Annotated in this window: 17 protein-coding genes and 2 pseudogenes; 9 read left to right on the forward strand and 10 right to left on the reverse strand. The window is 72.9% G+C overall.

Annotated elements, in window-relative coordinates:
- The first annotated feature begins 210 nt into the window (after positions 1-210).
- Both LN251_RS33715 and LN251_RS33720 read left to right on the forward strand, forming a co-directional pair.
- A complete protein-coding gene (locus LN251_RS33715; protein WP_458247938.1) occupies positions 211-1,512 on the forward strand; it encodes an MFS transporter in 1,302 nt (433 codons plus the stop codon).
- 50 nt (positions 1,513-1,562) lie between these two features.
- Complete coding sequence (locus LN251_RS33720) at positions 1,563-3,032, forward strand: arabinose isomerase (RefSeq protein WP_458247939.1); 1,470 nt, start codon at positions 1,563-1,565, stop codon at positions 3,030-3,032.
- A gap of 53 nt (positions 3,033-3,085) precedes the next feature.
- On the opposite strand, the pseudogene LN251_RS33725 reads toward LN251_RS33720, so the two are convergent.
- Together LN251_RS33725 and LN251_RS33730 are read right to left on the reverse strand one after the other, a co-directional pair.
- A pseudogene (locus LN251_RS33725) lies at positions 3,086-4,616 on the reverse strand (FAD-dependent oxidoreductase).
- A gap of 54 nt (positions 4,617-4,670) precedes the next feature.
- A complete protein-coding gene (locus LN251_RS33730) occupies positions 4,671-4,979 on the reverse strand; it encodes a DUF3040 domain-containing protein (protein WP_458247940.1) in 309 nt (102 codons plus the stop codon).
- Between the two features lie 115 nt (positions 4,980-5,094).
- On the opposite strand from LN251_RS33730, the gene LN251_RS33735 reads away from it, so the two are divergent.
- The gene (locus tag LN251_RS33735; protein ID WP_458247941.1) at positions 5,095-5,358 is read left to right on the forward strand and encodes a GlsB/YeaQ/YmgE family stress response membrane protein; all 264 of its coding nucleotides are present in this window, start codon (positions 5,095-5,097) and stop codon (positions 5,356-5,358) included.
- 87 nt (positions 5,359-5,445) lie between these two features.
- Here the strand turns inward: LN251_RS33735 and LN251_RS33740 are convergent, their stop codons facing one another.
- Both LN251_RS33740 and LN251_RS33745 read right to left on the reverse strand, forming a co-directional pair.
- Positions 5,446-5,904 carry an SRPBCC family protein gene (locus tag LN251_RS33740; RefSeq protein WP_458247942.1) on the reverse strand — a complete coding sequence of 153 codons (459 nt, stop codon included), beginning with the start codon at positions 5,902-5,904 and terminating at the stop codon, positions 5,446-5,448.
- Between the two features lie 135 nt (positions 5,905-6,039).
- Positions 6,040-6,171 carry a hypothetical protein gene (locus LN251_RS33745; RefSeq protein ID WP_458247943.1) on the reverse strand — a complete coding sequence of 44 codons (132 nt, stop codon included), beginning with the start codon at positions 6,169-6,171 and terminating at the stop codon, positions 6,040-6,042.
- 283 nt (positions 6,172-6,454) lie between these two features.
- Between LN251_RS33745 and LN251_RS33750 the strand changes: the two genes are divergently transcribed.
- Both LN251_RS33750 and acs read left to right on the forward strand, forming a co-directional pair.
- Positions 6,455-7,099 (forward strand): acetate uptake transporter, encoded by a 645-nt coding sequence (locus LN251_RS33750; RefSeq protein WP_249839278.1) that lies wholly within the window; start codon positions 6,455-6,457, stop codon positions 7,097-7,099.
- Positions 7,096-9,078: an acetate--CoA ligase gene (gene acs / locus LN251_RS33755; RefSeq protein ID WP_458247944.1), complete on the forward strand. Its 1,983-nt coding sequence runs from the start codon at positions 7,096-7,098 to the stop codon at positions 9,076-9,078. The genes LN251_RS33750 and acs overlap by 4 nt, the downstream gene beginning before the upstream one ends.
- Positions 9,079-9,122: 44 nt before the next feature.
- On the opposite strand, the gene LN251_RS33760 is transcribed toward acs, so the two are convergent.
- Entirely contained in the window at positions 9,123-9,767 is a 645-nt protein-coding gene (locus LN251_RS33760; protein WP_458247945.1) for a LuxR C-terminal-related transcriptional regulator, read from the reverse strand.
- Positions 9,768-9,875: 108 nt separating this feature from the next.
- Between LN251_RS33760 and LN251_RS33765 the strand changes: the two genes are divergently transcribed.
- Entirely contained in the window at positions 9,876-11,096 is a 1,221-nt protein-coding gene (locus tag LN251_RS33765) for a GNAT family N-acetyltransferase (RefSeq protein ID WP_458247946.1), read from the forward strand.
- Positions 11,097-11,103: 7 nt separating this feature from the next.
- Here LN251_RS33765 and LN251_RS33770 read toward each other — a convergent pair whose 3' ends face one another.
- Genes LN251_RS33770 through LN251_RS33780 form a run of 3 tightly spaced genes read right to left on the reverse strand, consistent with a single transcriptional unit; the run spans position 11,104 to position 13,532 of the window.
- On the reverse strand, positions 11,104-11,739 hold the full coding sequence (locus tag LN251_RS33770; protein ID WP_458247947.1) for a hypothetical protein: 636 nt from the start codon (positions 11,737-11,739) through the stop codon (positions 11,104-11,106).
- Positions 11,736-12,173: a glutaredoxin domain-containing protein gene (locus tag LN251_RS33775; protein ID WP_458247948.1), complete on the reverse strand. Its 438-nt coding sequence runs from the start codon at positions 12,171-12,173 to the stop codon at positions 11,736-11,738. Before LN251_RS33775 ends, LN251_RS33770 begins: the two co-directional genes overlap by 4 nt.
- A 15-nt stretch (positions 12,174-12,188) precedes the next feature.
- A complete protein-coding gene (locus LN251_RS33780) occupies positions 12,189-13,532 on the reverse strand; it encodes a sensor histidine kinase (RefSeq protein ID WP_458247949.1) in 1,344 nt (447 codons plus the stop codon).
- A 211-nt stretch (positions 13,533-13,743) separates the two neighbouring features.
- On the opposite strand from LN251_RS33780, the gene LN251_RS33785 reads away from it, so the two are divergent.
- The 3 genes and pseudogenes from LN251_RS33785 to metG all read left to right on the forward strand — a co-directional run bounded on the left by LN251_RS33785 (position 13,744) and on the right by metG (position 17,465).
- Positions 13,744-14,343 carry a gamma carbonic anhydrase family protein gene (locus tag LN251_RS33785; protein WP_458247950.1) on the forward strand — a complete coding sequence of 200 codons (600 nt, stop codon included), beginning with the start codon at positions 13,744-13,746 and terminating at the stop codon, positions 14,341-14,343.
- A 147-nt stretch (positions 14,344-14,490) separates the two neighbouring features.
- Positions 14,491-15,645, forward strand: coding sequence for a S1 family peptidase (locus LN251_RS33790; RefSeq protein ID WP_458247951.1), 1,155 nt, complete (start codon positions 14,491-14,493; stop codon positions 15,643-15,645).
- A gap of 296 nt (positions 15,646-15,941) precedes the next feature.
- Positions 15,942-17,465 (forward strand): annotated as a pseudogene (metG, locus tag LN251_RS33795) (methionine--tRNA ligase).
- A 264-nt stretch (positions 17,466-17,729) separates the two neighbouring features.
- Here metG and LN251_RS33800 read toward each other — a convergent pair.
- The gene (locus LN251_RS33800) at positions 17,730-17,969 is read right to left on the reverse strand and encodes a hypothetical protein (RefSeq protein WP_458247952.1); all 240 of its coding nucleotides are present in this window, start codon (positions 17,967-17,969) and stop codon (positions 17,730-17,732) included.
- A gap of 67 nt (positions 17,970-18,036) precedes the next feature.
- Positions 18,037-19,575 carry a CYTH and CHAD domain-containing protein gene (locus LN251_RS33805; RefSeq protein WP_458247953.1) on the reverse strand — a complete coding sequence of 513 codons (1,539 nt, stop codon included), beginning with the start codon at positions 19,573-19,575 and terminating at the stop codon, positions 18,037-18,039.
- Between the last annotated feature and the right edge of the window lie 13 nt (positions 19,576-19,588).

Genomic DNA, 19,588 nt, shown 5'->3' on the forward strand with positions numbered 1-19,588 from the left:
GATTCACGGTAGAACACCGGCAGGGAACCCACCAGCGTGGCGACCTCAGGGGCCCTCGGTTCCCTCTTTCGCAGCTATTACGTGCGCCACGTCTTGTTGGAACGTTTTTCGGATCCTACAGTCACTGTGACTCGGCCTCCCGGCCCACCCGGCCGCGGAGTCGCGACGTTCCCCTCCGCTCGGCCATTCCCCAGACGACGGAGTCGCATCATGGCCTCAGCCACGAACTCCCCCGCGCACGCCGGACAACCGCCCCTCCCCAGGCACCTGTGGAAGGTCGCCGCCCTGTCGGGCATGGCCTCCTACCTCGATGCCGCGCTGATCGTCAGCATCGCCGTCAATCTGGCCATCTACCGCGACAGTTACCACATGGGCGTGTGGATGGCGGGCGCGATCAGCGCCATCGTCACCGGCTGCATCGCGGTCGGTTCCCTCGTCGGCGGCCGACTCGCCGACATGTTCGGCCGCCGCCGCGTCTACAACTGGGACATCTTCTGCTTCGCGCTGGGCGCGGTCGTCATCACTCTCGCTCCCAACGACGTCGTGCTCTTCGTCGGCGTGCTCGTGGCGGGTCTGGCGGCCGGCGCGGATCTGCCGACCTCGCTGGCCGTCGTCTCGGACGCCGCACCCGCCGACGGCCGGGCCCGCCTGGTGTCCTTCACGCAGGTCATGTGGGTGGCCGGCATCGTCGTCGTCATCTTCCTCGGCTATCTGCTGTCGGACACCGGCATGACCGGGGCGCGCTGCATCACCGGCCATCTGGCCGTCGCGGCGCTGGTCACCTGGCAGTTGCGCTCCCGGCTGGAGCTGGCCGACGAGCCCTCCGACGCCGAAGTCGCGCAGGAGGCGGCCGTGTTGGAGGCGCCACGGGGCACCGCGCTGAAGAACGTGTGGAACCGTGCCGCCCTGCTGCCGATGGCCGCCACCTTCGCCTACTACGTCACCTGGGGCATCGGCGCCAACACCTTCGGCCAGTTCGGCACCTATCTGCTGGTCACGGTGAGCGGCGCCTCGCAGAGCCTGGCCACCGGGATCAACCTGGCCTTCCTGCCGATCGCGCTGGTGCTGACCTTCGTGTTCGTGCGCCTCGCCGACACCCCGTGGCGCGACCGGCTGTTCTACGTGTTCACGCTCGCGCAGATCCTCGCCTTCTGCGTCGCCTCGCTGACGGCCGGCGCCCTGGCCGGCATGCTCGTCTTCTTCGTGCTCTACCAGATCTCCAACCCCTTCGCGGGCGAGGCGAGTTACAAGGTGTGGTCGCAGCTGACCCTCCCCCCGGACACCAGGGGCACCACCCAAGGCCTGACCTACGCGCTGTCGCGGGGTGTCTTCGCGGGCGTCGCGTTCGTCACGCCGGCCCTCATGGAGTACAGCGCCTCCCTTCTGCTCTGGTCGATCACCCTGTGCATGGCGGCGTCGGCGGTCGCGGGCGTGTACATCGTCCGGGTCCTCGTCCGCCGCACCCCGAAGGCGGTGCCCGCACGAGCGGATCTGGGCGTGGCCGGGGCCTGAACACCGCAGCCGACCCCACCCGGAGCGCGGACTCACAAGGAGCACCGACCATGGCAACGACCGACACCCCGACCGCGAGCGAGGACCGCGCCGCCGACTTGCGCGATCTGCTCCCCCCGGTGACCCGCCGACGGCCGCGCATCGGCCTGGTGGCGGGCGGACTCGGCACCTACTGGCCGCAGTTCCCCGATCTGCTGCCGCAGTTGCGGGAGTCGGCCCGCTACGTCGCCGAGCGGCTGCGGGGGATGGACGCGGAGGTGATCGACGCCGGCTTCGTCTCCGACGCCGAGGAGGGTGCCACCGCGGCCGAGCGGCTGCGGCGCACGGACTGCGATCTGATCGTGCTGTTCCTGACGACGTATCTGACGTCGTCGATGGTGCTGCCGATCGCCCGCCGCTCGCACACGCCCGTCCTGGTGATCGACCTGCAGCCGACCGAGCGGATGGACCACCCCCGCTTCGACACGGGTGCCTGGCTGGCCTACTGCGCCCAGTGCTCGGTGCCCGAGGTCGGCAACGTCTTCCGCCGGGCCCGCATCCCGTTCCGGTCGGTGTCGGGCTGGCTGCGGCAGGAGTCCGCCTGGCGGCGCATCGAGCGGTGGATCAGGGCCGCGCACGTCCGCGCCGCGCTGCGGCACGCCCGGCACGGTCTGATGGGGCACCTGTATCCCGGCATGCTGGACGTGTCGACCGATCTGACGCTGCTGCCCGCGACGTTCGGCTCGCACGTGGAGGTGCTGGAGTTCGACGACCTGCGTCACCGGGTGGAGCGGGTGAGCGAGGCGGAGACCCGGGAGCGCATGGAGCTGGCCCGCCGCATCTTCACACTCGACGACAGCGTGGTGGACGAGGACTTCGCGTGGGGCGCGACCGTGTCCGTGGCGCTGGACCGGCTGGTCGCGGACTTCGGCCTGGACTCCCTCGCCTACTACCACCGGGGCCTGGACGGCGAACTGCACGAGCGGCTCGGCGCCGGCATGATCCTGGGTGCCTCTCTGCTCACCGCCCGGGGCGTGCCGACGGCGGGCGAGTACGAACTGCGCACCAGCGTCGCGCAGTTGGCCTCGCAGAGCGTGGGCGCGGGCGGGTCCTTCACCGAGATCCAGGCGCTGAACTTCGAGGACGGCGTGGTGGAGATGGGGCACGACGGGCCTGCCCACCTCGCCGTGAGCGCCCGCGATCCGCTGCTGCGCGGGCTCGGCGTCTATCACGGCAAGCGGGGCTGGGGCGTCAGCGTGGAGTTCGACGTCCGGCACGGCCCGGTGACCCTGCTCGGCCTCGGCCAGGACGCCGACGGGAGCCTGTCGTTCGTCACCTCCGAGGGCACGGTCGTCCCCGGTCCCCTCCTGGAGATCGGCAACACCTCCAGCCGCGTCGACTTCGGGCGCGACCCCGGCGAGTGGGTGGACGCGTGGAGTGCCACGGGGGTCGGCCACCACTGGTCGTTGGCGGTCGGCCGCCGCGCCGCCGACTTCCGGGCGGCGGCGAGCCTGCTCGGCATCGACCACCGGCACGTGTGACACCGGCCCGGGGTCGCCTGCGGCAGGCGCCCCCGGGCCGGTGTCTGCCGGCGTCAGACCTCCCGCCGCTCCAGCGGCCTCGTCGCCGGCCCTTGGACGACGTTGCCGTCGGTGTCGAAGCGGGAGCCGTGGCAGGGGCACTCCCAGGCCCGTTCGGCACGGTTGAAGGCGACCAGGCAGCCCAGGTGCGTACAGCGGGCGGCGACGGCGTGCAGCTCGCCGGACTCGTCGCGGTGGACCGCGCAGTGGTGTCCGCCGGCCAGGACGACCGCGCCGTCCCCGGGCGCGATGTCGTCCACCGAGCCGCTGCCCGACAGCGAGGGCAGCCGGTCGCCGACGAAGTGCCGGGCCACATTCGCCTGGTGGCGGAGGAAGGCGGGCGCCTCACGGACGACGGTGCCCAGCCGGCGGGGGTCGTAGAGCCCGCTCCACGGTGAACTCCGGCCCGTGATCAGGTCGTTGAGCAGCCGGCCGGCCATGATGCCGCCGCTCATGCCCCAGCCGCCGAAGCCGGTGGCCACGTAGGTGTGGCGGCCCCCCGTGGGCAGCGGTCCGACGAGGGGCACGGAGTCGGTGGAGTCGTTGTCCTGCGTGGCCCAGCGGTGGGTGAAGTCGAGTGGCCCGAAGCGTTCCACGGCCCAGCCGGCGAGCCGGCCGAAGCGCTCCTCGACGTCGGCGGTGCCGGGGGCGAAGTGCTCACCGGTGACGATCAGCAGCCGCTGTCCGTCGGCGTACGGGGCGGTGCGCACCGAGCGGGTGCCCTGCTCCGGGGTGATGAACATGCCGTGCGGGTCCAGGTCGGCCGGGACGGGGGCGGCCCAGACCAGTTCGCGGCGCGGGGAGAGCCGGGTGAAGAGCATGGCCCGATCGAAGATCGGGTAGTGCGTGGCGACCACGACGTCGTCGGCGCTCAGGGTGACGCCGGCCCTCGGTGGTCACACGGCAGGGCTCGCCCTCCTTGAGACCGACGACACGGGTCCCCTCGTAGATCGACACGCCCTGCCGCCGCAGGTCGTCGGCAAGGCCGAGGAGGTACTTGCGGGGGTGGAACTGGGCCTGGCCGGTCACCCGGACCGCGCCCGCGACCGGGAACGGCAGATCCGTCTCGGTGACGAAGTCGGCGGGCAGCCCCGCCGCCCGGGCGGCCTCCGCCTCGGCCTTCAGCTCGCCGACGCGCGACCGGTCCTCGGTATAGGTGTAGGCCGCCGTGTCCTCCCAGTCGCAGTCGATGCCGAGTTCGCGGGCCGTGTCGGCGGCGTGGCGGACGGCCTCGGTCTGGGACTGCGCGTACAGCTTCGCCGCCTCCTCGCCCCGGGTGCGGCGCAGCCGCTCGTAGACGAGGGTGTGCAGCACGCTCACTTTGGCGGTGGTGTGGCCGGTGACTCCGGAGGCGATCCGGTCGGCCTCCAGGAGCGCCACGCTGCGGCCGCTGCGGGCCAGTTCCCAGGCCGTGCTGAGGCCCGCGATGCCCGCGCCGATCACGGCGACGTCGACGGTGGTGTCCCGGTCCAGAGGAGGGTGGGGGTCGCGCGGGGGCTCCGTGTCGATCCAGTACGACCGCTGCTCGGCTGCGTCCGTGTTCATGACCGCCGGGTTCCCCGGGCGGGCCCGCCGAAGCGCCGGCCCACGCTCCGCGTCTCAGCCCAGCGGCAGCGGCGGCGTCGGTTCGGGCTCCGTCCAGCGGCACAGCAGCCGGAAGCCCTGGAGCAGGGTCAGCGGCCACAGTGCGGCGAAGGCCCAGATGACCCCGGGAGCCGAGGTGCGGATGCCGACGACCAGGAGGAAGAGGGAGGCGGCGCCGAGCAGGGTCACCGCCAGCGGCAGCCAGAACGGGCGGATCGGGCGCCCGGCCCGCATACGGAGCCTCAGTCGCGGGTCGCGTCGCAGCCTGCGTTCGATCTCCTTGAGGATGAATCGTTCGCGCAGCGAGAGCCTGGGGTCGTCCACGCCTGCCGGGTACCCGGGCGCGGCCGTCGAAACGGACGGAGGCCCGGCCGCGGAGTGACCACGGTTCGAACGGGCAAGCGAACGTCATCTACTAGTGAGGGGTGACGGACCGCTCATGGAAATCTCAGGTGTGATCAGCGCGATCGTCATCGGCATCGTGCTCGGCGTCCTGGGCCACCTGGTCGTGCCCGGCCGCCAGCGGATCGGCATGCTGTGGACGATCCTCGTCGGCATCGTCGCGGCGTTCATCGGGACCGGCATCGCCGCCGGCCTCGGCGTCGCCGACACCAAGGGTGTCGACTGGATCGAATGGCTCATCCAGATCGCCCTCGCCGGTCTCGGCGTGGCCGCGGTCCACAAGGTGAAGATGCGTCGCTGACCGTCGTGACCCGACGGCCGGTGACGGCACGGAGCCCGTCGGCGGGGTCCCGGCCCCGGCCGACGGGCTCCGTGTCGCGTGCCGCTCTCATCCCGGGGTGACCCGGCCGCGCCAGGACCCGGTCTCGCCGCCGCGCTCCTCGATGTACTCCTTGAACCGCTTCATGTCGCCCTTGACCCGCCGGTCCACCATGCCCAGCGCGTCGGCGGCCTTCTCGGCGGCCCCGCTCGCGTCGACCTCCATGACGATCTCCACGCGCGTGTGCATGTCGTCGAGGCTCTGGAAGTGCACCATGCCCATCTGCTTGGTGTCGCCGCCGACGGTGCGCCAGGCGATCCTCTCGTCGGGCAGCTGATCCACGATCTCGGTGTCGAACTCCCGGCGCACGCCACCGATCTTGGTGGTCCAGTGGTTGTGGGTGTCGTCGAGCTGCGTGACCTCCTCGACGCCCTCCATGAACTTCGGGAACTCCTGGAACTGGGTCCACTGGTTGTACGCGGTGTGGACCGGGACGGCGACCTCGACCGCTTCCTTGACCTTGCCCATGACAGTGCCTCCCTTTCCTCGACGCTGGTGGTCGTCCGCTCGTGAACGGTGTGCCGGGTACCCCGGATCGGCGCCGCTACCGACCCGGGACCGGCCGGTGCGGCTCAGCACCGGAGCGCGGCGCCCGGGGGCGGCTCACCGGGCCCGGCGCCGCATCGGCCCCCACTCGCCCGCCCGCTCCTGCTCCTCCACCGCCCGCTGCGCCTCCTCGATGACGCTCTCGCCGATCCAGCCGAGACACCGCCACCCGACAGGCCGGACAGGCACCCCCCGACGCGCCGACCGGCGCCGCCCGACGGGCCGGAGACACCGCCACCCGACGGGCCGGAGACACCGCCGCTCGGCGCACTGGAAGACCGCCGCTCGACAGGCCGGAGACACCGCCGCTCGGCGCACCGGAGAGGCCGCCGTTCGTCGTGCCGGGACGGCCGCTCGGCGCACCGTCGCGACCGTTCGCCGACGCCTGGACTGGCATGGCTTCGTTCGGGTACTTGGGGCGCCTAGGGTCCATTTGCACCTTTGTGCCCTCGGAGACAGGAGGCTGCCACTCATGAGCACGCCAACATCCACTCCGGCCGGCAACATCGCCGACCCCGGTCCGCTCGGACTCGCCGCCTTCGCGGCCACGACCTTCGTCCTGAGCACCTTCAACGCCAATCTGATCACCGACAAGAAGCTCGTCGCCGTCGTGCTCCCCCTCGCTCTCTTCTACGGAGGACTGGCCCAACTCCTGGCCGGCATGTGGGAGTTCCGCAAGGGCAACACCTTCGGCGCGACCGCGTTCTGCTCGTACGGTGCCTTCTGGCTGTCGTACGCCGCCTTCGCCAAGTTCGTGGCCCCGGGGCTGCCCGCCGCCACCGCGCATCAGGCGAGCGGCCTGTTCCTGCTGGTGTGGTCGATCTTCACGGTGTACATGACGGTCGCCGCGCTCCGTACGACCGGAGCGATCCTGGCGGTCTTCGTGACCCTGTCGGCGACCTTCATCGTGCTGTGCGTCGCCGACTTCGCCCAGTCGGAGACCACGGTCAAGGCGGGCGGCTGGCTCGGTCTGGTGACGGCCGTGTGCGCCTGGTACGCGTCCTTCGCCGGTGTCACCAACTCCACCTCGGAACGCCCGGTCGTACCGGTCTTCCCGAACGTCGCCACGCGCCTGCACCTGCACCGGGGCGGACCGGTGGCCGGGGCGCGGGCATGACCGAGACCGGCGGCGAAACACTCTCGAACCTGCTGCGGGAGGAGCGGCGGTTCCCGCCGCCACCGGAGCTGGCCGCCACGGCGAACGCCACCGCGGCGGACTACGAGCGGGCCGACGCCGACAGCCAGTCCTTCTGGGCCGCCCAGGCGGCTCGGCTGGACTGGGCACGGCCCTGGGACCAGGTGCTCGACTGGAGCCGAGCACCCTTCGCCCGCTGGTTCACCGGCGGGCGCCTGAACGCGGCCCACAACTGCCTGGACCGGCACGTGGCCGCGGGCAACGGCGACCGGGTCGCCTTCCACTGGGAGGGCGAGCCGGGAGACACCCGCACCCTCACCTACGCCGATCTGAAGGACGAGGTCTGCCGGGCGGCCAACGCCCTGGTGTCACTCGGCGTCCACACCGGCGACCGGGTGGCCATCTACATGCCGATGATCCCGGAGACGGTGGTGGCGATGCTGGCGTGCGCCCGCATCGGCGCCCCGCACACCGTGGTCTTCGGCGGCTTCTCGGCCGAGGCGCTGCGCGGCCGGATCCTGGACTGCGACGCCCATGTGGTGATCACCGCGGACGGCGGCTACCGCCGGGGCAGCCCCTCGGCGCTGAAACCGGCCGTCGACGAGGCGCTGCGCGAGTGCCCGGACGTGCGCAGCGTGCTGGTGGTGCGGCGCACCGGGCAGGAGGTCGACTGGACCGACGGCCGGGACGTGTGGTGGCACGACCTGGTGGCAGGGCAGCCGGCCGAGCACGAGGCCGAGGCGTTCGACAGCGAACACCCGCTGTACATCATGTACACCTCCGGTACGACGGCCCGCCCCAAGGGCATCCTGCACACCACCGGCGGCTATCTGACGCAGGTGGCGTGGTCGCACTGGGCGGTGTTCGACGTCAAGCCGGAGCGGGACGTCTTCTGGACGGCCGCGGACATCGGCTGGGTCACCGGCCACTCGTACATCGTCTACGGGCCGCTCGCCAACGGTGTCACCTCCGTGATGTACGAGGGGACGCCCGACACCCCGCACAAGGGGCGCTGGTGGGAGATCGTCGAGAAGTACCGGGTGTCGATCCTGTACTGCGCGCCGACCGCGATCCGCACCTTCATGAAATGGGGCGGGGAACACCCCGAGCGCTTCGACCTGTCCTCGCTGCGGCTGCTGGGCTCCGTCGGCGAGCCCATCAACCCGGAGGCGTGGATCTGGTACCGGCACCACATCGGCTCGGACCGGTGCCCCGTGGTGGACACCTGGTGGCAGACCGAGACCGGGGCCCAGATGATCAGCCCGCTGCCCGGGGTGAGCACCTGCAAGCCCGGCTCGGCGCTGCGTGCGCTGCCGGGCGTCCGGGCCGACGTCGTCGACGACACCGGCAAGCCGGTGCCCGACGGCTCCGGCGGCTATCTGGTGCTGACCGAGCCGTGGCCGGCGATGCTGCGCACCATCTGGGGCGACGAGCAGCGCTACCGGGACACGTACTGGTCCCGTTTCCCCGGCATGTACTTCGCCGGGGACGGCGCGAAGAAGGACGAGGACGGCGACATCTGGCTGCTGGGGCGGGTCGACGACGTCATGAACGTCTCCGGCCACCGCATCTCCACCACGGAGGTCGAATCGGCCCTGGTCTCGCATCCGATGGTCGCCGAGGCGGCCGTGGTGGGCGCCACCGACCCGACGACCGGGCAGGGCGTGGTCGCCTTCGTCATCCTGCGCGGCGACGCCGGTACGCCCCAGGCGGAGGACGTGTCCACCGAGTTGCGTGCCCACGTCGCCAAGGAGATCGGGCCGATCGCCCGGCCGCGGCAGATCCTGGTCGTCGCCGAGCTGCCCAAGACCCGCTCCGGGAAGATCATGCGGCGGCTGCTGCGGGACGTCGCCGAGAACCGGCGGCTCGGTGACGTGACCACGTTGACCGACTCGACGGTCATGGACGAGATCCGCGACCGGCTGCCGGGTGCGGGAGGCACGGGAGACGAGGAGGCGTAGCAGAGCGAGCGCGCGGGACCGTGGAACCGGCACGGCCCCGCCGCTCACACGCCCAGGTACCGCAGCACCGCCAGCACCCGCCGGTTGGCGTCTTCCGACACCGGCAGCCCCAACTTGCCGAAGATCGCGGCGACATGTTTCTCCACCGTGCCCGCCGACACCTCCAGGCGCCGGCCGATCGCTGCGTTCGAGCGGCCCTGCGCCATCAGTTCCAGCACCTCGCGTTCGCGTGCCGTGAGCGCCCCGAGGCCGTCGACGCGCCGTGCCGCGCCGGCGAGTTGGGTGACCACCTCGGGATCGAGGGCGGTCCCGCCGGCCGCGACCCGGCCCAACGCGTCGGTGAACTCCGCCACATGGGCCACCCGGTCCTTGAGCAGATAGCCGACGCCCGCGGAACCGGCCGCGAGCAACCGGGTGGCGTACTTGGTCTCGATGTACTGCGAGAACAGCAACACCGCGGTCCCGGGCCGCCGTTGGCGCATGTCGATCGCGGCCCGCAGGCCCTCGTCGGTGTGGGTCGGCGGCATCCTGATGTCCACCACGCTGACATCGGGCCGGTGTCGGTCCACGGCCGTCCGCAGCGCGTCGGCGTCGCCGACGGCCGCACACACCTCGTGGCCGCGTTCGGTGAGCATCAGGGCCAGCAGTTCCCGCAGCACGGCTGCGTCCTCCGCGATCACGACGCGCATGCCCGGCATGATCCCGTAATTCGCTTGACCCCGCCACGGGGTGACACCGCATGGTGGCGGGACACTACGCGTCGTGGTGCCGGTCCGTCCGAGGAGGCAGCGGCAGCGATGGAGATCCGTCCCACCACCGACGAGGACCTCGACGTCTTCGTCGACACGCTCCACGCCGCGTTCGGGCTGTTCCCCGAGACCCCGGCCGAAGGGGGCGGCGGGGTCTGGTGGTCGGCACTGGAGATGGACCGCGGCCTGCTCGCCCGCACGGCGGACGGCAAGGCCATGGGCACCGCCGCGTCCTACTCCTTCGAACTCACCCTGCCCGGCCAGAACCTCGTCCCGGCCCCCGGCGTGACCGCCGTCGGCGTCCTTCCCTCGCACCGGCGCCAGGGCGTGCTCAGCGCGATGATGCGGCACCAGCTCACCGACCTGCGGGCCCGCGGCGACTTCCTCTCGGTGCTGCTGGCCTCCGAGGCCCTGATCTACCGCAGGTTCGGCTACGGACCGGCGACCTACACGCAGCGGCTGACGGTGCCGCGCCACCGGGCGGCCCTCGCCCACCCCCGGGCGGGCGGAGCGGCCGGCGCCCCGGCGACCGGCTCGGTCGAGGTGCTGCGGCGTGCCGAGTGCGGCGAGATCCTGGAGCAGGTCTACGACCGTTACCGCCGCGCGCAGCCCGGCGCGCTGTCCCGGCCGCACCGCTGGTGGGCCCTGCGCGCGGGACAGCCCCCGATCGCGCCCAAGCCGCGCTACATCGCCGTCCACCGGGACTCCGACGGCGTCCCGGACGGCTACGCCAGCTACTCGGTCGACTCCGGCACCCTGACGGTCGACGAGACCATCACCGCCGACGACGCCGTCTTCACGGCCCTGGCCCGGTTCGTCCTCGGACATGACCTGGTCACTCAGGTCGTCTTCAAACATGTGCCGCCCGGGCACCCGTTGCGCTGGCAGCTCACGGACTTCCGGGCCGGCCAGGAGAGCGACCACACCGACTGGCTCTGGGTACGGCTGCTCGACGTCCCGCGGGCGCTCACCGCGCGCGGGTGGTTCACGGACGGCGAGCTCGTCCTCGAGGTCGACGACCCCTTCCTCGGCGAGCGGCACCGCTACCTGCTGTCCGTCCGGGACGGCAAGGCCGACTGCGTCCCGACGGGCCGGGCGCCCGACCTGTCCCTGGACATCGGCGACCTGGGCTCGGTCTACCTCGGCGGCACCGCACCGAGCACACTCGTGCGGGCCGGACACGTCCGGGCCCACCACCGCAGTGCGGCCGCCCTCGCCGACGCGTTCTTCGCGGCCGAGCGCACCCCGCACTGCCTGCACTGGTTCTGAGCCGCGGTCACAGCCGGAACGCCCTGGTCACCTCCTGGGTGAGGGCGTCCTCCGTCATGGCGGTGTCGACCGGGACGGCGCGCAGTCCCAGGCGCTCGGTCTCCGCCCGCAGGTGTTCGGTGAACAGGCCGTCGCGTTCGGCGAGGTTGCGGCCGGCCCGCTCCGGATCGCTGGTCCGCCACAGGAACCCTTCGCCGGGAGCCGAGCGGCTCCGGAAGGCAGCCCGGCGGAATTCGCGGGTCGGCAGGAGCCAGACCGCGTGCTCGGGAGCGGCCAGGAGCGGCCGCACGAGGTGCGGCAGCAGCCGAAAGCCCTCGACGACGACGCAGGGTTGCGGCGGCAGCCGCAGCAGGTCCTCGACGATCAGCCCGAAGCCCTCGCCGCGGAACCAGTGGAAGGTCTCCAGCATGACCTGCGGAGGCCGGTTCACCCATCGCTCGTCCATGTCCATCGCCAGGAAGGCGTGCAGGAAGGGGGCTTCGTCGGGTGTGGTCCGGGCGGCGTGGTCCGGCATCACGTCGTCGGTCGCGTACAGCCGCCAGCCATGACGGTCGGCGAGCCGGCGGGCGACCGTCGACTTGCCCGCCCCGCTCCCGCCGCCGATCCAGTAGACGTGCCGCAGTCGTGCGGCGAGTCCGGTCACGGGGCGCTGGAGAGCTGTCGGCGCACCCATTCCGGATCGGGGTTGGTGTGCGCCCGGCCCCCGACGACGACGGTCGGCACGGTCTCGTCGCCGCCGTTGGCGGCCCGCACCACCGCCGCTCCGGCGGGGTCGCGCCGGATGTCGACCCAGTGCAGCCGCCTCGCCCGACGGCCCAGCCGGAGCCGCAGGCGCACACAGTACGTACAGCCCGGCCGCCAGTAGACGACGGGCCGGCCGTCGGCGGTGCTGCGGCGCTGCGCCTCCTGCGCGTCGACCGACTTGGGGAAGATCAAGGGGGAGTTGACGGCCGCGAGCACCAGGAACACCAGCAGGACCACCGCGGCCTGGACGGGGCTGCCGTCGAGGGCGAGCTCCGCCGCCAGGGCCGCACCGCACAGCAGGATCAGCAGGGGCGGCAACCAAACGCGCGTCATGGTCACGCAGGCTACTCACGCACGCAGCGGCAGCACCACCGTCACCGTCGTGGGCCCGCCCACCGGACTGCTGATCTCCAGCGTGCCGTCGACCGTGCGGACGCGTTGCGCCAGCCCCGTCAGACCGCTGCCGGTCCCCTCCCGTGCTCCGCCGCGCCCGTCGTCACTGACGCCCAGCCGCAGGGCGCCGTGCTGCCCGGTGACTCTCAGCGCGGCGCGGCGGGCGCCGCTGTGCCGGATGACGTTGGTGAGCAGTTCGGCGGCGCAGAAGTAGGCGATCGTCTCGATGGCGGGGGTGGGCCGTTCGGGCACGTCGACGGCCAGCTCGACGGGGAGGGCGCTGCGCGCCGCGAGCGTGGCGAGGGCGTCGGGCAGACCGTCGTCGAGGGCGGGCGGATGGAGGCCGCGGGCCAGGTCGCGCAGCTCGGTCAGGGCCTCGGTGGCGTTGCGGTGCGCCAGGTCCACCAGCTGCCGCACCCGGCCGGGGTCGGCCACCGGATCGCCGTCGGCGCCCAGGCGTTCCCTGGCCATGTCCAGGCTCAGGGCCAGCGCGACGAGCCTCACCTGCGCCCCGTCGTGCAGGTCGCGTTCCAGGCGGCGCAGCAGGGCGGCCGAGTCGTCGACGGCGAGGGCACGGGTCTCCTCCAGGTCGCGTACCCGCTCGGCCAGTTCGCCGGGTCCGAGCAGGGCCCGCACCAGCCACCGGTCGACGGCGACCACGCCCCGCGTGACCCAGGGCGCCGTCAGCAGGGTGACCGCGCCGACGGCCGCCGCGACGAAGGTGCCGGCGAGAGAGGTGCTGTACGGTGCTCCCCCACCCACCGGGAGCGGGGCGATCGTCGGCATGTCCCGTTGGCCGAAGCGCAGGGGCGCGGAGAGGTCGATCAGACCGGTGAGCCACCAGCCGGCCGCGTACATGCCGAAGGTGGCGACGGGCAGCTTCACCAGGACGTACGCCACCGACCGCCAGCCCACCGCGTCCCGCAGCCGGGCGTCCAGCCGTGCGACCGCCCCTCCCGTCGGCCGGGTCCCGGCCGGCGCCGGCACACGCTCCCCCAGCAGCCCTGCGGCGAGCCGGCGGTGGACCTCGGAGAGGGCGCGCGCGAGGCCGATCGCCGTGACGATCAGCAGCAGGCCGAGGACGGCACCGAGGAGGGAGACGGTGAGGCCGGCGCCGAGGGCCAGGAACACGGCCACCGGGAGGAAGCCGGCCAGGGCGAGGGGAAAGCCGACCAGGCAGTAGGCGAGTTCGGCCCCGGCGCGGGCGGTGAGGGGAGCGCCGAGGACGTTCCGCAGGGCGGGCCCCGTCCGTGATGCGGGGTGCCCTGAGCCGGGGCCGGGCATCGGGCGGCTACGCATCCGGCCCCGCCGCCGACCCGCCGACGCCGGGCGGACGCTTCCAGCCGATCGTGGTCACGGACGCGACGCTACGGGCGTAGGCGCTCCGGCGGAACACGGCCGTCCCCCGTCCGGCCCGGGGGTTTTCCCCAGGCTGCCGAGCCGCTGTCGGCGGCCCGCGTTAGTCTGCGCGCATCGGATCACTGACGGCGCGGAAGGGGGCTCACCGCCCATGCTGATCGAACACCGCGGCCGGCGGCCGCTCGTGCCCGACTCCGCGTACGTGGCGCCCGGCGCGACCCTCTGCGGGGCGGTCGTCCTGGGTGAGGGCGCCCGGGTGCTGCACGGCGCCGTGCTGACGGCCGAGGACGGCGAGGTCCGCGTCGGCGCGCACACGGTGGTGATGGAACACGCCCTCGTGCGCGGACGCGCCCGGCATCCGGCCGTCGTCGGGGACGCCGTGCTGATCGGCCCGCACACCCATGTCAACGGCGCGGTCGTCGAGGACGAGGTCTTCGTCGCCACGGGCGCCTCGCTGTTCCCGGGCTCGGTGGCGGGCGCGGGAGCCGAACTGCGCATCAACAGCGTGCTGCACGTGGGCTCCCGGCTCGCGCCCGGCACCGTCGTCCCCATCGGCTGGATCGCCGCGGGCGACCCGGCACGGCTCTTCGCTCCGCACCAGCACGAGGAACTGTGGGAGGTGCAGCGCGAGTTGGACTTCCCGGGGACGGTGTACGGGGTGCCCCGAGGGACGTCGATGCGCGACATCATGACCCGTCAGAGCGCGTTCTACGGCGCCCATCTGGACGACCGGGTGCTCGACGACGAGTGACGGGCCGCCAATTCCCCCAATTCCCTTGCCGATTGGCATAGACCTGACCATGATCACCGACTAGGATCTGCCGCGCACCCCCTGAGAGCGCTCTCACCGTTCTGCTGTTCCACCCCCACCCTGCTGGAACAACGAAGGGGCACCCCCTTGAGACGCATCACATCCCTGCGCACCGGCCTGTCCGCGCTCCTCCTGCTCGGCACCTGGGCCACCGCGAGCAGCCTGCCCGCCTCCGCCGCGGACTCCCCCGCGCACTCCTCCTCCGAGGCACCCGCCTCCGCCTCCCTCCTGACCGCGATGCGGCACGACCTCGGCCTCACCGACGCGCAGGCCAGGAGCCGGCTGGCCGCCGAGAAGACCGCCACGGCCGTGGAACGCAAGGCCAAGCGGGCCGCGGGGGCCTCCTACGGCGGCTCCTGGTTCGACCCGGCCACCGGCAGGCTCACCGTCGCCGTCACCCGCGGCGCGAACACCGAGGCCGTCCGCGCGACCGGGGCGACCGTGAAGCTCGTGCGGCACAGCGCGCGACGGCTCGACGCGGCGAAGGCGCGCATCGACGCCCTGTCCGCGCCCGCCGGGGTCGGCAGCTGGCACGTCGATCCGAAGGCCAACAAGGTCGTCGTGGACGTCGCCGCCGCACACCGTGATGACAACGATGTCCGAGCGTTCCTGGCCCGTGCCCGCCAGGCCGGGCCCGTCAGCGTCGAGGAGTCCGGCGGGGCGCCGCGCACCTTCGCCGCCGGGACCGTGGGCGGCGACCCCTACTACACGGGCAACGTCCGCTGCTCCATCGGCTTCTCGGTGTACGGCGGCTTCATCACCGCCGGGCACTGCGACCAGCACACCGGCGCGGTGTACGGCTGGGACCACTCCTACATAGGCAACTTCCAGGGCTCCTCGTTCCCGGACAACGACTACGCCTGGGTGAACGTCGGCAGCGGCTGGTGGACCGTCCCGGTCGTGCTCGGCTGGGGCACCGTCTCCGACCAGCTCGTCCGCGGCTCGGCCGAGGCCCCGGTCGGCGCCTCGATCTGCCGCTCCGGCTCCACCAGCCACTGGCACTGCGGCACCGTCCTGGCCAAGAACGAGACGGTCAACTACAGCCAGGGCGCCGTCTACCAGATGACGAAGACGAGCGTGTGCGCCGAGCCGGGCGACTCCGGCGGCTCCTTCATCAGCGGTGACCAGGCACAGGGCGTCACCTCCGGCGGCTGGGGCAACTGCAGCTCCGGCGGAGAGACCTGGTACCAGCCCGTCAACGAGATCCTCAACCGGTACGGGCTGACGTTGCACACGGCCTGATCCCCGCACGCCGGCGCGGGCTCCCGGGTGGGACCGGTGCGACTCCCGGCCCACCCCGGAGCCGCGGGAACTCATCAGGAAGCCCGCGCCGGCGTCGCCCCCGACGTCGAGAAATTCGCGTGCCCTCCGCGAGGCGCCGCCGCTACCCTCGACGCCATGATCACGCTTTCGCCTCAGCGCCGGATGATGCCCCGCTCACGGGGCTGCTGAGCGCGTACGCGTACCGAATCCGAGGCCCCGGGACGGGGCCTCGACGTGTTGTGCGCACCCGGCCCCGCCACCCGGTGGGAGGGCACATGAGCACCCGACGGCACTACATCACCACGACCATTCCGTACGTCAACGCACGCCCGCATCTGGGCTTCGCCCTGGAGCTGGTGCAGGCGGACACGCTGGCCCGCCACCGGCGCCTGAGGGGTGACCGGGTGCGGCTGCTGACCGGCACCGACGACAACTCCCTGAAGAATGTCCTGGCCGCCGAGGCGGAAGGCGTGGACGTCCGGACGCTGGTCGACTGCAACGCCGACGCGTTCGCCGCGCTGCGGACCCCGCTGGCACTGTCGACCGACGACTTCATCCGCACCAGCAGCGACCCGCGCCACCGGGTCGGCGTGGAGCGCCTGTGGCGGCGGTGCGCCGCGGCGGGCGACCTGTACCGCAAGGAGTACTCGGGTCTGTACTGCGTGGGCTGCGAGCAGTTCTTCACCGAGGACGAGCTGGTCGACGGGCGGTGTGCCGAGCACGGCACGGCACCGCAACGCGTGGCGGAGGAGAACTGGTTCTTCCGGCTGTCCCGCTATGCCGGCCGGCTCCAGGAGCTGATCTCCGGGGGCGCCCTGCGGGTGGAGCCCGCCGCCCGCCGCAACGAGGTCCTCGCGTTCCTCGCGGGTGGCCTGCGCGACTTCTCCGTCTCCCGCTCCCACACACGCGCCCGCGGCTGGGGCATCCCCGTGCCCGACGATCCGAGCCAGGTCGTCTACGTGTGGTGGGACGCCCTGGGCAACTACGTCACCAGCCTCGGCTACGGCACCGACGACCCCGCGTACGAGCAGTAATGGGTGACCGGCGAACGCCGAACACATCTGGTGGGCAAGGGCGTTGTTCGCTTCCACGCGGTGTACTGGCCGGCCGTGCTGCTGTCTGCGGGGCTACCGCTGCCCACCGACGTCCTCGTCCACGACTACCTCACCGTGGACGGCCGCAAGATCAGCAAGTCGGGCGGTGCCGACGTCGATCCGGTGGCCCTGGTCGACGCCTTCGGCACGGACGCGGTGCGCTGGTGGCTGCTGCGCGAGGTCCCCCGTGTCGGGGACGCCGACTTCACCCGTGACCGGCTCGCCGCACGCGCCGACGCCGACTTCGCCGGCGGCCTGGGCAACCTGGTCCACCGCGTCGTGACCATGGTCCACCGGTATCGCGGCGGCGTGGTGCCCGCCCTGGGCGGTGACCGGTTCGCCGTGGCCGCGCTGCTGCGAGCGTGCGCGGCGGCGCCCGGCGGGATCGACGCCGCACTGGCGGACCACGACTTCCGCCGGGCCGTGCAGGCCGCCTGGAACATCGTGGAGGAGGCCAACCGCTGCATCGACGCCACCCGCCCCTGGGAGCTCGCCCGGGCGGAGCGGCAGGGCAACGCCGCCGCGGCCGAACGCCTCGACGCGGTCCTCGCCGCCCTGGTCACGGGCTGCCGGGTGCTGGGTGAGGAGCTCCGGCCGTTCGTCCCCGAGGCGGCGGCACGGATCGCGGAACGGGTGAGCGCCGTGGACGGCGTACTGCCGCCCACACGCCCCCTCTTCGCCCGCCTGCGGCAGGGCGCGCGGTGAGCGTGGACCGCGGCTAGGTCCTGTCGTTTGTATCAGGTCGGCTGTCGGGGGCAGTGCGTCATGGCCGACCCGAGCGGGGTCTGGTGCGTGCGGCTGCAAGGCGGAGGAGGGAGTCGACGCGATGGGGGTCCCCCCGCTCGAGCGAAGCCGAGAGTGGGGGAGTCGGCGAGTGACGACAACGCGGCTGAGGGTGCCCCCTCTGGGGGAGTGCGTGCCAGGCCCCGCGACGCCGAGCCGATCCAAACGACAGGGCCTGGGGCAGCATCACGAGCTTCCCCTCGGCCCGGTCGTCCTCCATGTGGCGGTGGGCGGCGGCGATGTCAGGTCCAGCACGAGGTCGGGGCCCTCGGGCCAGATCTCGTGCAGGCCCTTCGCCGGCGGCTCCCCGTCGTCGAGGACCACGTGGTCGACGCCGGCCGCGGTGAGCGCGTCCGCCCTGTCGGGCCGCCGGGTCGTGGCGGCCGTCTCCAGGCCGTGCCCGGCGGCGATGGACGCGACCGCCATCTCCCCCTCGTCGAGACGTGGTCACACTCGACGGTGAGGGACCGGGCCCCCACGGCGGCCCGGGGTTTCAGCGGGCGAGCCGCTTGCGCAGGCGTCGCTTCGAGGTCCGCGCCCACACCTCCGGCAGTTGCCGCTCGCGTTCGGCGGCCGCGGCCTGCTCCTGGCCGTACAGCAGCCCCCAGGTGAAACCGGGCTCTCCGGCGGCGTGCGCGGCCACGGCCTGCTTCCGCAGGCTGTCACGGGCCACGACGCTGTCCTGGTGGTCCCCGAGGACCTTCTGGACGGCCTTCACGCGTTTGCCGAACCGCTTGGCGGGCTTGCCGAGCGAGGCCCGCGCCGGTTCGGTGGCGTAGCGCGTCTTCTTGGCGGCCTTGCGGGCCTCGTGCAGGGCCACGTCGAGGTCCTTGCCCGGCGGCAGGTCCAGCGCGTGCGTCACGCGCGCGGCGAGGCGGTCGTACTCCTTGAGGATCGCCTTGGGCATCGCCTTGCTCGGCTTGCGGGCCGCCTTGCGGCGCACCGGGGGCTGCTGCGTCAGCGCGGCGAGCGCGTCCAGCAGGGCGAGATAGCGCGGCGAGTTCAGGGCGTCGAGGGTGCGCCGGCGCGCCTCGGCGGTGCCCGCGACGTGCCACGCCTTCAGCCGGGCGGCCACGGGCCCGAGGACCAGCTCGGGGGTTGAGGCCTCGACGCGTCCGCGGAGGCGTTCCTCGAGGACCTCGTGGTCGCGCGCCTCGGCCAGCTCCCCGCCCAGCCACTTCAGCTCCCGGCGGATCGGATCGGTGACCGCCCGGTCCAGCACGGACCGGTACGACCGCAGGACGCTGCGCAGCCTGCGGCAGGCGACGCGGAACTGGTGCACCGCGTCGGGCAGGTCGCGCCGCACGGCGGGATCGAGGTCCACGAGGGCGCGTACCTGCTCGTCGACGTACCGCAGGACCTCGTCGCCCGCCGAGCCGGGGACGACCTTCTCGGCACGGGCGTCCGGCAGGCGCGGCGCGCCGAGACCCGTCTCCTCCAGCGCCCGGGCCAGCTTGGACGAGTGAGGCGCCCGCTCGATGCCGCTCTTGCGCAGCGCCTTGTCCACGCGGTCCAGGACCGCGGGGTCGGCGCCCTCGGCGAGCTCGACCTCCATCTCGGTCCAGGCGGCCAGCGTGGTGGTGGCGCCGAGCGACTCGGCGTGGACGCTGTCGATGGTCAGCTCGGCCAGCTTCTCGTCGTCGCGGCCGAGGAGGTCGCGTGTGCTGCGGGTGGAGCGGACGCGGACCACGGGGGCCAGCGGCGCCCCGCGGGTCCGGGAGAGGGCCAGGGCGCGCAGGTCGTCCGGGATCGTCTGGGACACCGGGGCCTGGACCTCCTCCCGGCTGTCTCCGGGCAGGGGCAGCTTCAGGTGCCAGCCGGCATCGTGGCCGCCCGTCCTGCGCCGCAGCGTGGCGGACGCGCCGGCCAGGCGCAGGTCCTCGGTGTCGTGGTACACGGCGTCCAGGTCCTCGGACCCCCGCTCCACGACCGACACGACGCCGTCCACGCCGGTGAGCTCGCGGAGCCAGGCGGTGTCGCCGGCCGGCGGAGCGGCGTACTTTCGCTCGGTCTCACGCTTCGACTGGGTCATACATGTCGCGTGG

It is taken from the genome of Streptomyces sp. MAI_2237 (assembly GCF_054189285.1).

What these genes read in the sequence shown, in the direction of transcription:
- LN251_RS33750 (WP_249839278.1), top strand. Translation starts at nt 6,455, where the DNA reads ATGAGCACGCCAACATCCACTCCGGCCGGCAACATCGCCGACCCCGGT.
- LN251_RS33760 (WP_458247945.1), bottom strand. Translation starts at nt 9,767, where the DNA reads ATGCGCGTCGTGATCGCGGAGGACGCAGCCGTGCTGCGGGAACTGCTG.
- LN251_RS33740 (WP_458247942.1), bottom strand. Translation starts at nt 5,904, where the DNA reads ATGGGCAAGGTCAAGGAAGCGGTCGAGGTCGCCGTCCCGGTCCACACC.
- LN251_RS33775 (WP_458247948.1), bottom strand. Translation starts at nt 12,173, where the DNA reads ATGACGCGCGTTTGGTTGCCGCCCCTGCTGATCCTGCTGTGCGGTGCG.
- LN251_RS33765 (WP_458247946.1), top strand. Translation starts at nt 9,876, where the DNA reads ATGGAGATCCGTCCCACCACCGACGAGGACCTCGACGTCTTCGTCGAC.
- LN251_RS33805 (WP_458247953.1), bottom strand. Translation starts at nt 19,575, where the DNA reads ATGACCCAGTCGAAGCGTGAGACCGAGCGAAAGTACGCCGCTCCGCCG.
- LN251_RS33715 (WP_458247938.1), top strand. Translation starts at nt 211, where the DNA reads ATGGCCTCAGCCACGAACTCCCCCGCGCACGCCGGACAACCGCCCCTC.
- LN251_RS33720 (WP_458247939.1), top strand. Translation starts at nt 1,563, where the DNA reads ATGGCAACGACCGACACCCCGACCGCGAGCGAGGACCGCGCCGCCGAC.
- LN251_RS33785 (WP_458247950.1), top strand. Translation starts at nt 13,744, where the DNA reads ATGCTGATCGAACACCGCGGCCGGCGGCCGCTCGTGCCCGACTCCGCG.
- LN251_RS33735 (WP_458247941.1), top strand. Translation starts at nt 5,095, where the DNA reads ATGGAAATCTCAGGTGTGATCAGCGCGATCGTCATCGGCATCGTGCTC.
- acs (WP_458247944.1), top strand. Translation starts at nt 7,096, where the DNA reads ATGACCGAGACCGGCGGCGAAACACTCTCGAACCTGCTGCGGGAGGAG.
- LN251_RS33780 (WP_458247949.1), bottom strand. Translation starts at nt 13,532, where the DNA reads ATGCGTAGCCGCCCGATGCCCGGCCCCGGCTCAGGGCACCCCGCATCA.
- LN251_RS33800 (WP_458247952.1), bottom strand. Translation starts at nt 17,969, where the DNA reads ATGGCGGTCGCGTCCATCGCCGCCGGGCACGGCCTGGAGACGGCCGCC.